17 protein-coding genes are annotated in these 16071 nt (G+C 69.5%); 7 read left to right on the forward strand and 10 right to left on the reverse strand.

Features of this window, described 5'->3' with window-relative positions; all coding sequences use genetic code 11:
* Positions 1-52 precede the first annotated feature (52 nt).
* Positions 53-1507 carry a wax ester/triacylglycerol synthase family O-acyltransferase gene (locus SLW56_RS04600; protein WP_017909015.1) on the reverse strand — a complete coding sequence of 485 codons (1455 nt, stop codon included), beginning with the start codon at positions 1505-1507 and terminating at the stop codon, positions 53-55.
* 95 nt (positions 1508-1602) lie between these two features.
* Positions 1603-3024 carry a deoxyribodipyrimidine photo-lyase gene (locus SLW56_RS04605; RefSeq protein ID WP_320694408.1) on the reverse strand — a complete coding sequence of 474 codons (1422 nt, stop codon included), beginning with the start codon at positions 3022-3024 and terminating at the stop codon, positions 1603-1605.
* Between the two features lie 495 nt (positions 3025-3519).
* Here SLW56_RS04605 and SLW56_RS04610 point away from each other — a divergent pair, with 495 nt between their 5' ends.
* Complete coding sequence (locus tag SLW56_RS04610) at positions 3520-4032, forward strand: hypothetical protein (RefSeq protein WP_152243329.1); 513 nt, start codon at positions 3520-3522, stop codon at positions 4030-4032.
* A gap of 90 nt (positions 4033-4122) precedes the next feature.
* Here the strand turns inward: SLW56_RS04610 and SLW56_RS04615 are convergent, their stop codons facing one another.
* The 6 genes from SLW56_RS04615 to SLW56_RS04640 all read right to left on the reverse strand — a co-directional run bounded on the left by SLW56_RS04615 (position 4123) and on the right by SLW56_RS04640 (position 9806).
* Positions 4123-5541: a replicative DNA helicase gene (locus SLW56_RS04615; RefSeq protein ID WP_017909018.1), complete on the reverse strand. Its 1419-nt coding sequence runs from the start codon at positions 5539-5541 to the stop codon at positions 4123-4125.
* A 263-nt stretch (positions 5542-5804) separates the two neighbouring features.
* A complete protein-coding gene (locus SLW56_RS04620) occupies positions 5805-6359 on the reverse strand; it encodes an NADPH-dependent FMN reductase (RefSeq protein ID WP_267122403.1) in 555 nt (184 codons plus the stop codon).
* 52 nt (positions 6360-6411) lie between these two features.
* The gene (locus SLW56_RS04625) at positions 6412-7089 is read right to left on the reverse strand and encodes a glutathione S-transferase family protein (protein WP_017912796.1); all 678 of its coding nucleotides are present in this window, start codon (positions 7087-7089) and stop codon (positions 6412-6414) included.
* A 37-nt stretch (positions 7090-7126) separates the two neighbouring features.
* A complete protein-coding gene (locus tag SLW56_RS04630; protein ID WP_152235811.1) occupies positions 7127-7666 on the reverse strand; it encodes a GNAT family N-acetyltransferase in 540 nt (179 codons plus the stop codon).
* A gap of 48 nt (positions 7667-7714) precedes the next feature.
* Positions 7715-8890 (reverse strand): acyl-CoA dehydrogenase family protein, encoded by a 1176-nt coding sequence (locus tag SLW56_RS04635; protein WP_193312540.1) that lies wholly within the window; start codon positions 8888-8890, stop codon positions 7715-7717.
* Between the two features lie 100 nt (positions 8891-8990).
* Positions 8991-9806, reverse strand: a complete 816-nt coding sequence (locus SLW56_RS04640) for a glycine zipper 2TM domain-containing protein (protein ID WP_152235813.1) — start codon at positions 9804-9806, stop codon at positions 8991-8993.
* A 173-nt stretch (positions 9807-9979) separates the two neighbouring features.
* Here SLW56_RS04640 and SLW56_RS04645 point away from each other — a divergent pair, with 173 nt between their 5' ends.
* The 3 genes from SLW56_RS04645 to SLW56_RS04655 all read left to right on the forward strand — a co-directional run bounded on the left by SLW56_RS04645 (position 9980) and on the right by SLW56_RS04655 (position 12927).
* Positions 9980-10216, forward strand: coding sequence for a DUF6116 family protein (locus SLW56_RS04645; protein ID WP_017912800.1), 237 nt, complete (start codon positions 9980-9982; stop codon positions 10214-10216).
* A gap of 6 nt (positions 10217-10222) precedes the next feature.
* On the forward strand, positions 10223-11017 hold the full coding sequence (locus SLW56_RS04650) for a TatD family hydrolase (protein ID WP_320694409.1): 795 nt from the start codon (positions 10223-10225) through the stop codon (positions 11015-11017).
* A gap of 473 nt (positions 11018-11490) precedes the next feature.
* On the forward strand, positions 11491-12927 hold the full coding sequence (locus SLW56_RS04655) for an EAL domain-containing protein (protein WP_320694410.1): 1437 nt from the start codon (positions 11491-11493) through the stop codon (positions 12925-12927).
* Here the strand turns inward: SLW56_RS04655 and SLW56_RS04660 are convergent.
* The gene (locus SLW56_RS04660) at positions 12924-13736 is read right to left on the reverse strand and encodes a tRNA threonylcarbamoyladenosine dehydratase (RefSeq protein WP_267083293.1); all 813 of its coding nucleotides are present in this window, start codon (positions 13734-13736) and stop codon (positions 12924-12926) included. The genes SLW56_RS04655 and SLW56_RS04660 overlap by 4 nt on opposite strands.
* Positions 13737-13867: 131 nt before the next feature.
* Between SLW56_RS04660 and SLW56_RS04665 the strand changes: the two genes are divergently transcribed.
* Both SLW56_RS04665 and SLW56_RS04670 read left to right on the forward strand, forming a co-directional pair.
* Positions 13868-14302, forward strand: a complete 435-nt coding sequence (locus SLW56_RS04665) for a hypothetical protein (protein WP_267092413.1) — start codon at positions 13868-13870, stop codon at positions 14300-14302.
* Positions 14303-14553: 251 nt separating this feature from the next.
* Positions 14554-15036: a glycine zipper 2TM domain-containing protein gene (locus tag SLW56_RS04670; protein WP_017912805.1), complete on the forward strand. Its 483-nt coding sequence runs from the start codon at positions 14554-14556 to the stop codon at positions 15034-15036.
* A gap of 85 nt (positions 15037-15121) precedes the next feature.
* Here the strand turns inward: SLW56_RS04670 and SLW56_RS04675 are convergent, their stop codons facing one another.
* Positions 15122-15340 (reverse strand): cold-shock protein, encoded by a 219-nt coding sequence (locus SLW56_RS04675; protein WP_017909030.1) that lies wholly within the window; start codon positions 15338-15340, stop codon positions 15122-15124.
* Between the two features lie 239 nt (positions 15341-15579).
* On the opposite strand from SLW56_RS04675, the gene SLW56_RS04680 reads away from it, so the two are divergent.
* Complete coding sequence (locus SLW56_RS04680) at positions 15580-16065, forward strand: DUF456 domain-containing protein (protein WP_267106883.1); 486 nt, start codon at positions 15580-15582, stop codon at positions 16063-16065.
* Positions 16066-16071 lie beyond the last annotated feature (6 nt).

Below are 16071 nucleotides of genomic sequence, written 5' to 3' on the forward strand. Positions count from 1 at the left end.
CAGGGCCACGCGAGGCGCGGATGAACGCAGCCCGGCGCGCGATGCGCCCGGTTCAGGAAGACGGCAGCAGGTCTTCGGCGTCGGCCGCGCGCAGCGGCTGCTCCCAATCGCCCATCAGCGCCAGGTACAGCAGCTTTTCGAATTCGGCGCCGACCCGCCGCATCACCGCGTCCGGATCGGGAATCAGCCGCGCATCGCCGATCAGGCCGAAGTGCACGCGGTGGTTGTAGCTCATGATCGACACGCCGACGCCGATCGAGCCGGTCTGCGGCACCCAGAACATCATCTCGCGCACGCGGCTGCCGGCCAGGTACAGCGGCTGCTGCGGCCCCGGCACGTTGGTCGCCACGGTGGTGGCCTTGCGGCTGAACAGGTCCAGCGCCGCCGACTGCAGCGCCGCCGGCGCCATGCCCACCGCCGCCAGCAGGCCGAACACCACCATCGCCTGCCGCGACTGCTTGAGCTGCTGCATCGACTCGGCCACGCACTGCAGGCGCCGCACCGGATTGGCCTCGCCCACCGGCAGGTCCAGGAACACCAGGCCGAAGTGGTTGCCGAGCTTGCGCGCGTGCTCCAGCGGGCGCAGGTTGACCGGCACGGTGGCGCGCAGGGTCACCCCGTCCAGGCGTTCGCCGCGTTCGAGCATGTAGTCGCGCAAGGCGCCGGCCATGGTCGCCATCAGCACGTCGTTGACCGTGCAGTCGCAGGCGCGGCCCACCGCCTTGACCTCGTCCAGGTCCAGCGGCTCGGCCCAGGCCACGCGCTTGCTGACGCCGAGGCGGCCGCGCAGCAGCGTCGGCGGATCGTCGGCCAGCAGCAGCGCATTGACCAGTTCGCGGCCGATCAGCCCGCCTTCGCGCGCCAGCATCTGCGGCAGGTTCGGGTCCTGCGCCATCGCCCGGCCCTTGTCGAGCATGCGCCCGCCGAGCTTGAGGTAGCGGTCCACCGCGCCGACCCGGCGCACCACCTCCTTGCCGTCGTCCTTGAGCCACGCGCGCCCGAGCTGCGCCGACGGCTCCGGGGTGCGCTGGGTATCGGTCAGCGACAGCAGCACCTGCACCAGCGCGATGCCGTCGGCATAGCTGTGGTGGATCCGCGCCACCAGCGCCGAGCCGCCTTCGTAGCGCTCGATCAGGTGGAACTGCCACAGCGGCTTGGTCTTGTCCAAGGGCGTGGAGGCCATCTGCCCGGCGAAGCGCTCCAGCGCCTTCTTCTGCCCGCGCCCGGGCAAGGCCGACAGGCGCACGTGCCAGTCCAGATCGAAATCGTCGTCGCGCTGCCAGTAGGCGCCGGTGGCGGTCTCCACCGGCTTCTGCAGGAACCGCGGGAAGGCCAGGAAGCGCTTGCGCACCAGTTGCTTGAGCGCAGGCAGGGTCAGCGGCTCGTCGAACATCAGCACGCCGGTGATCATCATCGGATTGGTCGGCCGGTCCATTCGCAACCAGGCGGTGTCCACGCGCGACATCGGTTCGCGCTGCGGCTTGCGGCGAGCTGAGCTGGTGGCCATGCGGGCTCCTGTCCGAGCCCGGAGTGAATCATGGCCCCGCGAAGGGCGTCAATCGCGCCTGCGGCCGTGCTGCGCCGCGCAACACCGCGCAGTGCTCAGCCGGCGGCGGTCTCACGATAGGCGGCCAGCGCCGCATCGCGGCCGGCGGCCAGGTCCACGATCGGCTGCCGCGGATACTGCGGGGCGGCGTGCGCCAGTCGCTGCGGTGCCTGCCAGGGCGCAAAGCGGTCGGCCACCGGCAGCGCTGCCAGTTCCGGCACCCAACGCGCGATGTACTCGCCCTTCGGATCGAACTTCTGCGCCTGGGTCACCGGATTGAACACGCGGAAATACGGCGCGGCATCGGCGCCGGTGCCGGCCACCCACTGCCAGCCCAGGGTGTTGTTGGCCAGGTCGGCATCGACCAGGGTGTCCCAGAACCAGCGCGCGCCTTCGGACCAATGCACGCGCAGGTGCTTGCACAGGTAGCTGGCGACGATCATGCGCAGGCGGTTGTGCATCCAGCCGGTGTGCCACAGCTCGCGCAGGCCGGCATCGACGATCGGCACGCCGGTGCGTCCGCGCTGCCAGGCGTGCAATGTCGCCGCATCGGGCTTGGCCCAGCGAAAGCGCTCGAAGCGCGGATTGAGGTTGCGCTCGGGCGTGTCCGGGAAATGGTGCAGCAGGTGGTGGGCGAAATCGCGCCAGCCGAGCTGGCGGATGTAGCCGTCGATCGCCGCGGCGGTGGCGGCGCGGCGCTGCCGTTCCAGCGTCGCGACGATGCGCCATGGCGCGATCTCGCCGAAATGCAGGTGCGGCGACAGCCGCGAGGTGCCGACCTGGTCGGGGCGGTCGCGGCCATCGAGATAGTCGCGCAGCGCGCCGTCGACGAACACGTCCAGCGCCTCGTGTGCGCCCGCCTCGCCCGGCTGCCAGACCTCCCAGAAGCCGCGATCCCAGTCCAGCGCCGGCGCCAGGCCGAGTCGTTCCAGCGGCAGGCTGTCCAGATCCTTGGGCGGCGCTGGCAGCGTCTTCGGCGCGGCCTGCAACGCGGGCACCTGCCAATGGCTCAAGGCGCTGCGCCAGAACGGGGTGAACACCTTGTACGGGCCGCCCTGCTGCGTCGCCAGTTGCCAGGGTTCGAACAGCAGCGCGCTGTTGTGGCTGTGCACCTCCAGGCCCTGTTCGCGCAGTTCGCGCTTGAGCCGCGCGTCGCGCGGTTGCGTGGCCGGCTCGTAGCGGCGGTTCCAGTACACCGCCTCCGCGCCGCAGTCGGCGATCACCTGGCGCAAGGCGACCTCGGCCGGGCCCTGGCGCAGGATCAGGCGCGAACCGCGCGCGCGCAGTTGCGCGTCCAGCGCTGCCAGCGAGCGCTGCAGCCAACTGCGCGAAGCCGCGCCGGCGGCCCATGCGCCCTCGTCTTCCGTACTGTGCAGGTACACCGGCACCGGCGTATGCCCGGCATCCAGCGCGGCCTGCAGGGCGGGTTGATCGTGCAGGCGCAGGTCGCGCCGGAACCAGACGATGGCGTAGCTCATGCGAGGGGACGCAGCGAAGGACGCGCCATGATACGGATCGGGTGCAGCGGCCAGGTGAGCATGCGGAACGCCCGTACCCGCTTCGACGCTGCCGATGCTGCTGCGCGAGTGCCGTGCTGACCGGATTTCGTAGACATCGCCACACGCCGCGCGCGTGCACCTCATCCTCCCTGCTATAACGCCGTGGCGGGCGCCGTCATGTCGAAGCGGCGCCGCGACCGCCGCTGTTGGATGACGTTCCGGGGAAGGACGTCATCCGTGCTTTCGCTGCACCGCGCACGACACGGCCACGGCCGTCTCGCGCGCACGGGGAACATCCGCCATCGCTTCTGCGACCTCACGGCCACCACGGCCGGCGAGCGCGGCTGCGTGCGCCCCGAACCGCCCGCGCCCGGACCTGCATCGACAGGGCCGCGACGCGCTGCGGGCAGCCAACGGCGCAGCACGGTCATGCCCATCGCAGACATCCGCAAGACTCTCAGGAGAGCAAGATCCATGGACAAGCGCATCGCAAAAGTCGCCCTCACCCTCGCACTGAGCCTCGCCGCCCCGCTGGCGATGGCCTGCACCGCCGAACCCATCCAGCTACAGAACGAGGTCAGCCTCGACAACGGCATCGAGTGCGGCGGCGGCGGTGGCGGCGGCGGCAGCACGCCGGTCTACACGCTGCAGGGGGTGATCCAGAACCAGGGCTACGAGTCCGACGGACGTCCGGCCGGCGGCAAGCGCCTGAAGATCCGCGCGTACTCGCGCTTCGCCAACGCCAACAACGACCGCGTCGATGCCAACTACATCAACGTGCGCTGCAACGCCTACGATCAGATCGGCAACGGCTACACCACCGACTACGACGAGGAAGGCAACGGCGCGCTGGTCGACGTGCACTTCAAGTCGAACTTCGTCTACGGCATCTATCGCAAGATCACCGTGGTCTGCACCCACCACGCCGAGTACGGCGCCAACACCTACGACGCCACCAGCAACGCCGAGATCGAGATTCCCTACTGATCGCTGCGTCGCGCCCTCAAGCCGGCGCCCGGAACGTACCGGGCGCCGCACTCGCAAGATCGCAAGATGATGTGCGCGTAGCGCGCAGGCTTACTCGAACGCGCCCACCGAGTCGTGGGCGAGATTGTCGAAGCGGGTGTATTCGCCGAAGAACTTGAGCTTGCACGATCCGGTCGGGCCGCCGCGGTGCTTGCCGATGATGATTTCGGCCAGGCCCTTGTCCGGCGAATTTTCCTTGTTGTAGTAGTCGTCGCGGTAGATGAACACGATCATGTCCGCGTCCTGCTCGATCGCGCCCGATTCGCGCAGGTCGGCCATCACCGGGCGCTTGTCGGTGCGGGTTTCCAACGAGCGGTTGAGCTGCGACAGCGCGATCACCGGCACCCCCAACTCCTTGGCCAGGCCCTTGAGCGAGCGCGAGATCTCCGAGATCTCGGTGGCGCGGTTCTCGCTGTTGCCGGGCACCGACATCAGCTGCAGGTAGTCGATCACGATCAGGCCCAGGTCGTGCTCGCGCTTGAGCCGGCGCGCCTTGGAGCGCAGCACTTCCGGCGACACGCCCGGCGTGTCGTCGATGAAGATCTTGGTCTCCTTGAGCATCTTGATCGCGCCGGTGACCCGCGCCCAGTCCTCGTCCTCGAGCTGGCCGGTGCGCAGGCGCTGCGCGTTGATGCGGCCGTTGGAGGAGATCAGGCGCATCGCCAGCTGCGAGGCGGACATTTCCATCGAGAATACCGCCACCGCCTTCTTCGACTTGATCGCCGCGTACTCGGCGATGTTCAGCGCGAAGGTGGTCTTGCCCATCGCCGGACGCGCGGCGAGGATGATCAGGTCGGTCGGCTGCAGGCCGGCGGTCATCGCGTCGAAGTCGTTGTAGCCGGTCGGCAGGCCGGTGATGTTGCCGCCGTTCTCGAAGCGGTTGCGCAGTTCCTCGAACGCGTCCTTCAACGCGCCGGGCATCGCCACGAAGTCGCTGCGCCCGCGCGCACCGGCCTCGGCGATCTGGAACACCGCCTTTTCCGCCGACGCCAGCAGTTCCGAACTCTCGCGCCCTTCCGGCTGGAAGCCGTCGTTGACGATGGTGGTACCGACCTCGATCAACTGCCGCAGCACCGCCTTGTCGCGGACGATCTCGGCGTAGGCGACGATGTTGGCGGCCGAGGGCGTGGTGCTGGCCAGTTCGATCAGGTAGGCGCCGTCGCCGACCATCTCCAGCTTGCCTTGCGATTCGAACCACTCGCCCAGGGTCACCGCGTCGAACGGGCGCCCCTTTTCGGCCAGCTCGCGGATCGCGCGGTAGATCAACTGGTGATCGCGCCGGTAGAAGTCGTTCTCGGTGAGCTGGTCGTTGACCCGGTCGTAGGCGTCCGGCGCCAGCATCAGGCCGCCGAGCACGGCCTGTTCGGCCTCGATCGAGTGCGGCGGCACGCGCAACTGGTCGAGACGCGGCTCGCTGCGTTCGCTGCGCTCGCTTTTGCGATCGCCGCGGTAGCCGGGACGGGCGGACATAGGCTGGGTCTTCTCTGTGGGGCGCGGGCGCCGGGCGCGGCCTCACCGCGGCCCGGGCGCCGATTTTAGTCGCCGCGCCCGGCCGGGGCTAGGGCGACGCTCAACACAGGGCGCCTGCCTGAGCGGGGGCACCTGCGTCGCCACGCCTCGCCAGAGGCTGGGGACAAGTCTGGGGACAAGCGGTTGAGAACCTCGCCGAGACCGCGTCGCACAAGGCCCGCCCTGCCCCATCCGCGCACCACGGCACGCGCCGCGGTGGCGCTTCAGGCCTGCAGTTCGTCGATCCAGGCGATGAACTTGTCGACGAAGCCGGCGAGGAACTTGCGCGTGCGCTCGTCGTCGATCGCGCCATCCTCGGCGATCAGGCCCTCCCTGAACTGCAGAAAGATCTCCGGCTGCCCCAGCACCGGCATGTCCAGGTAAGCCAGCACGTTGCGCAGGTGCTGCTGCGCCAGGGCGGTGCCGATCGCCCCCGGCGAGGTCCCGCACACCGCCGCCGGCTTGCCGGCGAAGGCGCTCTCGCCGTACGGCCGCGAGCCCAGGTCGATGGCGTTCTTGAGCACACCGGGGATGGAACGGTTGTATTCGGGGGTGACGAACAGCACCGCGTCGGCGCCGCTGACCTGCGTCTTCAGGCGCCGGCCCTGCGCCGGATAGTCGTGGTCGTGGTCCTGGTTGTACAGCGGCAGGTCGCCGATCTCGACGTACTCGAAACGGGCGCGGTCGCCCGCAAGTCGCTCCAGCGCGTGCGCCAGGCGCCGGTTGAACGATTCCTTGCGCAGGCTGCCGACGAACACGGCGATGCGGTACTGGCTCATGGCGTTACTCCTGACCGAATGGACCTGCAGGCTAGCCGCCGGCGCGCGGCAGTCAGGTGAACGCCGTTGACGTCCCGGTCTGCGCCAGGCGTGCCTGCACGTCCTCCGGCAGCGGCGGCAGCGCCACGAAACCCGGCGTCGCGCGCACCCGCTGCAGCCAGTCGCACAGTGCCGGATACTGGGTCAGCGCGATGCCGGCATCTCCGGCGCAATGCGTATAGGCGAACAACGCGATATCGGCGATGCCGTAGGCCGGCCCGGTGAACCAGGCCTGCGCCTGCAGATGCTGCTCCATCACCGCCAGCGCCCGCAGCGCGCCCTCGCGCAGGCGCGGCAGTTCGGCACGGCGCGGCGAGTCGGGCGGCGTCCAGCCGCAGACGAAGCGCGCCACCGCCACATAGGGTTCGTGGCTGTACTGCTCGAAGAACAGCCAGCTCAGCGCCTGCGCGCGCTGCCAGGGATCGGCGGGCAGATAGCCGGTGCCCTCGGCCAGCCAGCACAGGATGGCGTTGGATTCGGCCAGCACGCGCCCGTCCTCGCGTTCCAGCAGCGGCACCTTGCCGTTGGGATTCTTGGCCAGGAACGCCGGGGTGCGGGTCTGGCCGTTGGCGCTGTCGACCTCGACCCAGCGGTAGCCGCAGCCAAGCTGGTCCAGCAACAGCCGCACCTTGTAGCAATTGCCGGACAGCGCCATGCCGTACACGGTCAGGGGAAAACGTTCGGATGCCATGCGCCGCTCCTGTGTCGAATGCTGCCGTCGTCGTGGCTCAGCCCCGCGCCTGCCACTGCGCGCGCGACTGCCCCCACACTTCCACCTCGAATGCCTGCAGCGGCTCGGGCAGGCGATCCTGGCGCTGGTAGCGCGACCCGAGCTTGGCCGCCACCGCCTTGGAGTTGGCGTTGTCGGGCACGATGGTGTGGATCACCTCGGCCCAGCCCAATTGCGCGAACGCCCAATCGATCGACGCCGTGGCCGCCTCCGGCGCATAGCCCTGGCCCCAGAACGCGCGGGCGATGCCCCAGCCGACCTCCGGACCCGGCCAGCCGTGCGGCTGCCAGGGACCGACCCGGCCGATCCACTGCCCGCTGCGCTTCTCGATCACCGAGAACATCGCAAAGCCCTGCAGCTGCCAGCTGCCGACCAGCGAGGTCAGGCTGCGCCAGACCACCGATGGCGCCTGCACGCCGCCAAGGTGATGCATGGTCTCGGCGTCGGCGGAAAAGGCGCAGAACGCCGCGAAATCCTCTGCAGTGGGCGGGCGCAGCACCAGGCGCTCGGTTTCCACGCGCACATCGAAGACGCTCATCGTCGGTTCTCCTGTGAACAGGCACGCAGCCGGCCGCGGGCCTTGGATTCAAAACGCATTGATGCCGGTCAGTTCGCGGCCGACCACCAGTTGGTGCACGGTCTCGGTGCCCTCGTAGGTGATCACCGATTCCAGGTTCAGCGCATGCCGGATCGCACCGTAGTCGGTGGTGATGCCGGCGCCGCCGAGCAGGTCGCGGCATTCGCGGGCGATGTCCAGGGCCATGCGCACGTTGTTCCACTTGGCCAGCGACACCTGCGCCGGCTGCAGCGTGCCGGCGTCCTTGAGCCGGCCCAGTTGCAGCGCCAGCAACTGCGCGCTGGCGATGCGCCGTGCCATGTCGGCCAGCTTGATCTGCGCGCTCTGCGTCGCCGCCAGCGGCCGCCCGAACAGCATGCGCTCGCCGGCATAGGCCAGCGCCTCGCGCAGGCAGGCGATGGCCGCGCCGATCGCGCCCCAGCTGATGCCGTAGCGGGCCTGGGTCAGGCAGCCCAGCGGCCCCTTCAGACCGCGCACGCCGGGCAGGCGCTGGCTGTCGGGCAGGCGCACGTCGTCGAAGAACAGCGCCGAGGTCACCGAGGCGCGCAGGCTCATCTTGTGCGCGATGTCCTGGGTGCCGAAGCCCGGGGTGCCGGCCTCGACCAGGAAACCCTGGATGCCGTCGTCGGTCTGCGCCCACACGATCGCCACGTCGGCGATGCTGCCGTTGGTGATCCACATCTTGCTGCCGCTCAGGCGCCAACCGTCGCCGTCGCGCACCGCATGGGTCTGCATCGCCGCCGGGTCGGAGCCGCCCTGGGACTCGGTCAGGCCGAAGCAGCCGATCGCCGTGCCGGCGGCCATCGCCGGCAGCCAGCGCTGGCGTTGCGCGTCGCTGCCATAGGCATGGATCGGGTACATGCACAGCGAGGACTGCACACTGACAAAACTGCGCAGGCCGCTGTCGCCGCGCTCCAGTTCCTGACAGATCAGGCCGTAGCAGACCGCGTTGAGGCCGCCACCGCCCTGCCCGGCCGGCAGGCTGGCGCCGAGCAGCCCCAGTTGCGCAAGTTCCGGCACCAGTTCGCGCGGGAACCGCGCCTGGTCGAAGGCGTCGCCGATCACCGGCAACACCTTGGCATCGACGAAGCGCGCCACCGCCTGCTGGATCGCGCGCTCCTCCTCGCTGAGCAGCGCGGCTACGTTGAACAGGTCGTCGCAAGGCAGGGGCATGGCGGCATCCACGGCGAAAACCGCATTGTATCGGTCCCGCCCGCGCCGCCGCCCGCAGATAGACGAAGGCCGGCGCACGCGCCGGCCTTCGGAGGTGCAACCGCGCTGCGACTCAGCGCTGGCTGACGGCGACGTCGCCGGCCGAGGCGGTCTGGGTGACCAGGCGGCCGTCCAGCACCGGCAGGCGGTCGCTGTTCGGGCGGTCGTCCATGCGCACGGTCTTTTCCTGGCCGTCGTAACGGTAGGTCACGTCGTAGCCCTTGACCACGTCCTGCGTGCCCATGGCGATGCGGCTGCCCGGCTTGCTGTCCATGCGCATGGTGCCGGTGGTGCCGTCGTCGTTACGGTAGGTCACGTTGTAGCCGGTGATGGTCGAGGACTGCGCGGTGCTGTTCTCGGTGTGGCACTGGCGCTCGGTGCGGTCGACCACGCGACCGCCGACATGGTTCTGGTCGATGCGGTTGCCGATGAAGCCACCGGCCACCGCGCCGGCCGCGGTCGCGGCCTTGCGGCCGTTGCCATGGCCGATCTGGTTGCCGAGCAGGCCGCCGACCACCGCGCCAACCACGGTGCCGCCGACATTGCCGTCGCGCTCGGGCAGGCGCTCCTGCACCACCACGTCGTTGCACACCTGACGCGGCGTGGTGGTGGTGGAGGTCTGGCGCAGCGGCTCGGTGCCGATCACCTCGGCGTAGCGCTGCTGCTTCTGGGTGATCGGGTCGACCCGGACCACGTCGGCGTACTCGAGCTTGCCGCCGACGCTGTTGTCCATCGCGCTGTCGCCGCGGGTATTGTCCAGGGCCGGGCGCACGTCGCTGCTGGCGACGTCCACCGGTTTGTCACGATTGTTCATGAAGGCCGCGGTGGCGACGCCGCCGACCAGCAAGGCGCCAGCCGCGACCAGAACGGTTGTCGTAGTGCTTTTCATGTGTGCTCTCCTGCGGGCTGACCGCGTTGTCTACGGTGCTGTGATTACCATGCCGAAGCTGAACCGATCCGCTCCCTATTCAGTAACGCGGCGTACACGCGACTGGTAACGCCCCCGGAACGTCGCCATATCAAAGCTGTTAGCGTTTCCACCGCTGCCCCGGAGCACCTGACATGCCCAACCCGATCGTCTATCCGCTGCTGCGCTGGGCGGGCAAATTGCGCTACCCGACGCTGTTCAAGATCACCGCCGGGCTGTTCGTGCTGAGCGTGCTGCTGCCCGATCCGGTGCCCTTCATCGACGAGATCGTGTTCGGCCTGGGCACCCTGCTGCTGGCCAACTGGAAGACCCGCACCCCGGCGCCGGCCACCGAGCCGCTGAACTCGACCGCGCAACGCGTGCGCCGCTGAGCGCCGATGCCGTTGATCGACAGCCACTGCCACCTGGACGCGGAAGAGTTCGATCCGGACCGCGACGCGGTGATCGCGCGCGCGCAGGCGGCGGGCGTGCAGGCGCAGGTGGTGCCGGCGGTGACCGCGGCGTCCTGGGCGAAGCTGCGTGCGGTCTGCGCGGCCGCGCCCGGCCTGTATCCGGCGTATGGCCTGCATCCGCTGTTTCTGGCCGAGCACCGGCCCGAGCACCTGGCCTTGCTCGGCGAGTGGATCGAACGCGAGCGTCCCTGCGCGATCGGCGAATGCGGCCTGGACTTCTTCGTCGAAGGCTTGGACGAAGCCGACCAGCAGCGCTACTTCGCCGGCCAGCTGCAACTGGCACGAGAGTTCGACCTGCCGGTGATCGTGCATGCGCGGCGCGCGGTGGACGCGGTGATCCTGGCGATCCGCAAGGTCGGGCGCCTGCGTGGCGTGGTGCACAGTTTCGCCGGCAGCGCCGAGCAGGCGGCACAGTTGCAGTCGCTGGATTTCCTGATCGGCCTGGGCGGGCCGGTCACCTACGCACGGGCGCAGCGCCTGCGCCGGCTCGCCGCCACGGTGCCGTTGCAACAACTGCTGCTGGAAACCGATGCGCCGGACCAGCCCGATGCCGCGATCCGCGGCCAGCGCAACGAACCGGCACGGCTGCGCACGGTGCTGGACACCATCGCCGCGCTGCGCGACGCACCTGCCGCCTCCATCGCCGCGCAGACCACGGCCAACGCGCGGCGGCTGTTCGGCCTGCCCGACGTGCTTCCCGACACAGCCGCGCCGGGCTGACGCAGGACTGTCCCGCAGACACAGCGCGCACCGCTCGCCAGCGTGGTGGCGCCCCGCGCAAGCGCCGCTCGGCACGCAGGCACGCTGGCCAACGCGCAGCTCCGCGCTGCAGCGATCCGCGCGAACGTCGCTTGCCGCGCATCTTTCGTACGAAACTGTGAACTGGGCTACCGGATCACGGTCTTTCGACAGGGTTTCCGCCTGCTGGCTTCTGCTACTGTGCACCGCGCTGAACGGCGAGCGGATCTTTTGTCCGCCAGGCACCGGAGTGTGAACCCGTTCGCTCTCAGCACAAGGCTCGGCGGCCGGCTCGATGGCACGCGTTCTGGCAGATCGGATCATCCTGGCGTGAAACAACCGGCAAGCCGTATCCCCTACCCGCTTCTCCACAGCGCGCGGCGCACGCGTGCGATCGCCTCCTCCGCGGCCGCCCCGGCGCGAGCGGAGCCATCGCGCATGCGAGCGCCACGACGATGAAAAGCGCCGCGAGTTCGGAGAAACACGTCTCCAACGGCGAAAGCTGGGTCTCCCTGAAATTCCGCGACAGCAATCGCAGCCGCAAGATGCGCAGCACCCTGACCCTGGCCGGGGTCTCGTGCACCACGCTCGGCGCCTTGTGGACCGTGTGCTACCTGTACTACGGCCGGCCGGAACTGGCGCTCGCCTTCGTCGGGCTCACGGCGGTCGGCCTGCTCGCGCTGTGCCGCCGCCGCCATTGCGACGAGGCCTCGTTGTCGCTGGTGGCGCATGGCGTGTTCGTGGTGGTGCTGGTGATCTCGTTCATCGATGCGCCGATCGGCACGGTGCCGCGCTCGGTGCACACCTTCTTCCTGCCGCTGGCGGCCGGCGCGCTGTTCGTGTTCGACCGCAGCCGCCGCTACCGCGCGCTGGTGTTCCCGCTGGCGTGCCTGGGCGCCTTCGTCGCGTTCGGTTCGGGCGAACTGGACTGGCTGGCGCCAGCGTCCTCGCCGCCGCCGGGGATGCGCCGGCTCGGCGCGATCTCCAACATGGCCTGCGCGGCCGGCCTGCTCGCGGCGATCCTGCACATCTACCGCAACGACGTGAACGCGCGCATTTCGCTGGAGCGGGAACTGGCGCGTGCAGTCGGCAACGGCGAGATCGAGGTGCTGTACCAGCCGCAGGTGAGCGCGAACGGCAGCATGCTCGGCGCCGAGGCGCTGGTGCGCTGGCGCCATCCCAGCGGCAAGCTGCTGACCCCGGACAAGTTCATCCCGCTGGCCGAAGAAAGCCAGCTGATCCGGGACGTGGGACTGGAAGTGCTGCGTCAGGCCTGCAGCACGCTGCGGCGCTGGTCGCACGAGCAGGATCTGCGTGCGCTGGTGGTCGCGGTGAACGTCAGCCCGGTGCAGTTGCTCGATCCCAACTTCGTGGCGTCGGTGAAGCAGGTGATCACCAGCGAGGGCGTGGCGCCGGCATCGCTGGAATTCGAGCTGACCGAATCGGCGCTGTACGTGGACACCGCCGGGGTGCGCGCCAAGATGCACGAACTCAAGGCGTTCGGCATCGGCTGGGCGCTGGACGATTTCGGCACCGGCTTCTCGTCGCTGGCCATGCTCAGGACGCTACCGGTCACCAAGCTGAAGATCGACCGGCAGTTCGTCAACGACGCCAAGGCCGACGAGTCCTCGCGGCGCCTGCTGGCCAAGATCGTGGAGATCTCGGAGGTGATGGGCATGGTCGCGCTGGCCGAAGGCATCGAGGATGCGCAGCAGTGCGAGATGCTCTCGGCCATGGGTTGCCGGCACTTCCAGGGCTTCCTGTTCGGCCGGCCGCAGCCGGCGCACGACCTGGAACGGCTGGCCTTCCTGCAGGCCGGCACCGAGCGCAACCTGATGAGCGGCGCGGCCACGCGCGCCCCGGACGCGCCGCCGCCGTCCAGCGCGCGCTAGGCGGCCGCCGCCTCGCGCGCCACCACGCGCTTCAACAGCATCTCCAGCGCCTTGCCGACCGCGGCGAAGGCGAACGCACCGGTGATGTGGGTGGCCGCGCCCAGCCCGGCGCCGCAGTCCAGGTTCAAGGCTGCATCCGGCCCCAGCACCGGCCGCAGTCCGCAGACGCTGCCATCGGCCTGCGGATAGCGCACGTTCTCCAGCGAGTACACCGCCGGCACGCCGAAATAGCGCTGCGGGTTCTTGGGGAAATTGAATTCGCTGCGCAGCTTCTTGCGGATCAGCGCCAGCATGGCGTCGTGCTCGGTGCGCGACACGTCGCGGATCCGCACCAGGGTCGGATCGGTGCGCCCGCCGGCCGAGCCCACGGTCAGCAGCGGCAGCTTGCGCCGCCGGCACCAGGCGATGGTCTCGACCTTGACCCGAAAGCTGTCGCAGGCATCGATCACCAGGTCGAAGCCGGCATCGAGCAAGTCGGCGATGTTGGTCGGGGTGAGGAAGGCCTCGACCGCCACCGCCTCGATCTGCGGATTGATCGCCACGCAGCGCTCGGCCATCGCCACCGCCTTGTTGCGCCCGTACTGCCCGGCCAGTGCCGGCAGTTGCCGGTTGGTGTTGGACACGCAGATGTCGTCGGCGTCGATCAGGGTCAGATGCCCGACGGCCGAGCGCGCCAGCGCCTCGACCACCCACGAGCCGACCCCGCCCATGCCCACCACCGCCACCCGGCACTGCGCCAGCCGCGCGATCGTGCCTTGCCCGTAGAGCCGGTCGATGCCGGCGAAGCGTTCGCGCCATTGTTCGTTCATCCGCGCATTTTAGGGGATTGCCTGGGGAGCCGGGATTGGGGGATTGGGGATTGGGGATTCGCGCCTGGCGTCCGCGCGCCGCCTTGCAGCAGGCGTACCATCGGCACTCCATCCCGCTGCGCATGCCTGCCATGGCCAAGCCGCCCTCATCCCCGCCCGCCTCCACCTCACGCTATCTGTTCGTGCTGCTGGCCGGCCTGTTGCTCGGCCTGGTGCTGACGGTGATGGCGCTGCGCGCGGTGCAGGCGCGGCAGGATCCGTTCCCGCGCAGCCTGATGCAGGTGATGGGCAAGCAACTGACGCTGCTCGAACGCGACACCGCGCACCGGCAATGCAGCGGCGCGGGTCCGCAGGCGCGGCTGCGCACGCTGCGCCTGCTCGGCGACGAACTGGGCACGGCGTTTCCCGACCTGGCCGACGACAGCCGCTTCCGCGAGCACGCCGATGCGCTGCGCGCCGGTGTGGACGCGGCGCTGGCACAGCCGCCGGCCGACTGCGCCGCGCTGGCGCAGGCGCGCCAGCAGATCGACGAACGCTGCGACGCCTGCCACCGCGATTTCCGCTGAGCGTTCGCTGAGAGCGGCGCCGAGCTTGCTGCAGGGGTTTCGCTGACGGACCGACGCAGGCCTCGCTGCGCTGTCGGCGTGGCTTCAGCGCACATGTGCCAGTGCGCGTATCGATGAATTGCCGCTGACGCAAGCCGGCGCGAGGCTGAACGGCACCTGCCAGGGTTGGCGTTTCATTCACGCAGGGGTGGACAGGATGCGTGCGAACGCGGCGCTGCCGCCGCGCTCCATCACTGTCGAGGAGAGCACCCATGAAGATTCAACTGATGGCCACCGCTGCCGTGGCGACCCTGGCGCTGGCAGGCTGCGCCACGTCCCCGGGCTATGGCGGCGGTTACGGCGGCGGCTACAGCCAGCCGGCGCGCGGCGGTTACACGCAGACCCGCTGCGCCGACTGCGGCATCGTCACCCGCATCGACACCGTACCGTCCGGCCGCACCGCGCCGTCGGCCACGGGCGCGATCCTGGGCGGCATCGTCGGCGCGGTCGCCGGCCACGAGATTTCCGACCACACCGGCGGCAGCAAGGGCAACCAGAACGTGTCGGCGGTGGCCGGCGCGGCGGCTGGCGCGCTGGCCGGCAACCAGATCCAGAAGAACGTCACCAGCGACACCTACGACGTGCATGTGCAGATGGACGACGGCCGGGTGATCGTGGTCAACCAGCGCGACCTGGCCGGGGTGCGCGAGAACACCTACGTGCGCGTGGTCAACGGGCGCGTGGTGCCGCGCTGATCGGCCTCGGCGAGCTGCCCCGAAACGCAAAAAGGCCCGCAGCGCGGGCCTTTTTGCTGCGCGCGGCGCCGCGCGCGACAGCGCCTCAGAGCGGCTGCACCGCGTCGGCCTGCAGGCCCTTCTGGCCCTGCACCACGGTGAAGCTGACCTTCTGGCCTTCCTTCAGGCTCTTGAAGCCCTGGGTCTGGATCGCCCGGAAGTGCACGAACACGTCCTCGCCGTTTTCGCGGCTGATGAAACCGAAACCCTTGGCATCGTTGAACCACTTCACGGTGCCGTTTTCGCGATTGCCAGTGCCGTTCATGATCGACTTACTCCTTGGAACACGTCTCAGGGGTGGGTACGCCGTGGGGTGCGGCGGCTGGTTGCAAGGAGGAAGCGAGGTATAACGATGTAGCGGATCGGTGGATCTACCGCATCAGGCCACGATTCACGGTGACCTTTGCAAACGCAGCGGCTGCAACTTACCCCGGTCAAAATGAAAATGCAATCAGCAAAAAGACCCCATCTGTCAACCCCCAAATCTCCCCCGCGGTGAGCCACGTGGACCCTGCGTTCATCTATTACGTCTGTGCCGGTCTCCTGGTTCTGGTCGGGCTGGCAGGGGTGCTGCTGCCGGCCCTGCCCGGCACCCCGCTGATGTTCGCCGGGATGCTGCTGGCGGCCTGGGCCGACGGCTTCCAGCGGCTCGGCTGGCCGACGCTGACCGTGCTGGGCGTGCTCACCGCGCTGTCGCTGCTGGTCGACCTGCTGGCCACCGCGTTCGGTGCGCAGCGCGTCGGCGCCAGCCGCAAGGCGCTGTGGGGATCGGTGCTGGGCGGGATCGCCGGCATGTTCTTCATGCCGATCGGGCTGTTCGTCGGCCCCTTCGTCGGTGCCCTGGTCGGGGAGTACTGGCACGGCCGCGAGCTGCGCCAGGCGACCCGCGTCGGCGTCGGCACCTGGCTGGGCATCGTCCTGGGCACCGCCGCCAAGCTCGGCCTGGCCCTGGCGATGCTCGCGGCGTTCGCGGTGGCCTGGCTGCTCTGACGCAGC

It is taken from the genome of Xanthomonas sp. LF07-6 (assembly GCF_034105445.1).
In the GTDB taxonomy this organism is placed as follows: Bacteria; Pseudomonadota; Gammaproteobacteria; order Xanthomonadales; family Xanthomonadaceae; genus Xanthomonas_A; species Xanthomonas_A sontii.

What these genes read in the sequence shown, in the direction of transcription:
- SLW56_RS04600 (WP_017909015.1), bottom strand. Translation starts at nt 1,507, where the DNA reads ATGGCCACCAGCTCAGCTCGCCGCAAGCCGCAGCGCGAACCGATGTCG.
- SLW56_RS04605 (WP_320694408.1), bottom strand. Translation starts at nt 3,024, where the DNA reads ATGAGCTACGCCATCGTCTGGTTCCGGCGCGACCTGCGCCTGCACGAT.
- SLW56_RS04610 (WP_152243329.1), top strand. Translation starts at nt 3,520, where the DNA reads ATGGACAAGCGCATCGCAAAAGTCGCCCTCACCCTCGCACTGAGCCTC.
- SLW56_RS04615 (WP_017909018.1), bottom strand. Translation starts at nt 5,541, where the DNA reads ATGTCCGCCCGTCCCGGCTACCGCGGCGATCGCAAAAGCGAGCGCAGC.
- SLW56_RS04620 (WP_267122403.1), bottom strand. Translation starts at nt 6,359, where the DNA reads ATGAGCCAGTACCGCATCGCCGTGTTCGTCGGCAGCCTGCGCAAGGAA.
- SLW56_RS04625 (WP_017912796.1), bottom strand. Translation starts at nt 7,089, where the DNA reads ATGGCATCCGAACGTTTTCCCCTGACCGTGTACGGCATGGCGCTGTCC.
- SLW56_RS04630 (WP_152235811.1), bottom strand. Translation starts at nt 7,666, where the DNA reads ATGAGCGTCTTCGATGTGCGCGTGGAAACCGAGCGCCTGGTGCTGCGC.
- SLW56_RS04640 (WP_152235813.1), bottom strand. Translation starts at nt 9,806, where the DNA reads ATGAAAAGCACTACGACAACCGTTCTGGTCGCGGCTGGCGCCTTGCTG.
- SLW56_RS04645 (WP_017912800.1), top strand. Translation starts at nt 9,980, where the DNA reads ATGCCCAACCCGATCGTCTATCCGCTGCTGCGCTGGGCGGGCAAATTG.
- SLW56_RS04650 (WP_320694409.1), top strand. Translation starts at nt 10,223, where the DNA reads ATGCCGTTGATCGACAGCCACTGCCACCTGGACGCGGAAGAGTTCGAT.
- SLW56_RS04655 (WP_320694410.1), top strand. Translation starts at nt 11,491, where the DNA reads ATGAAAAGCGCCGCGAGTTCGGAGAAACACGTCTCCAACGGCGAAAGC.
- SLW56_RS04660 (WP_267083293.1), bottom strand. Translation starts at nt 13,736, where the DNA reads ATGAACGAACAATGGCGCGAACGCTTCGCCGGCATCGACCGGCTCTAC.
- SLW56_RS04665 (WP_267092413.1), top strand. Translation starts at nt 13,868, where the DNA reads ATGGCCAAGCCGCCCTCATCCCCGCCCGCCTCCACCTCACGCTATCTG.
- SLW56_RS04670 (WP_017912805.1), top strand. Translation starts at nt 14,554, where the DNA reads ATGAAGATTCAACTGATGGCCACCGCTGCCGTGGCGACCCTGGCGCTG.
- SLW56_RS04675 (WP_017909030.1), bottom strand. Translation starts at nt 15,340, where the DNA reads ATGAACGGCACTGGCAATCGCGAAAACGGCACCGTGAAGTGGTTCAAC.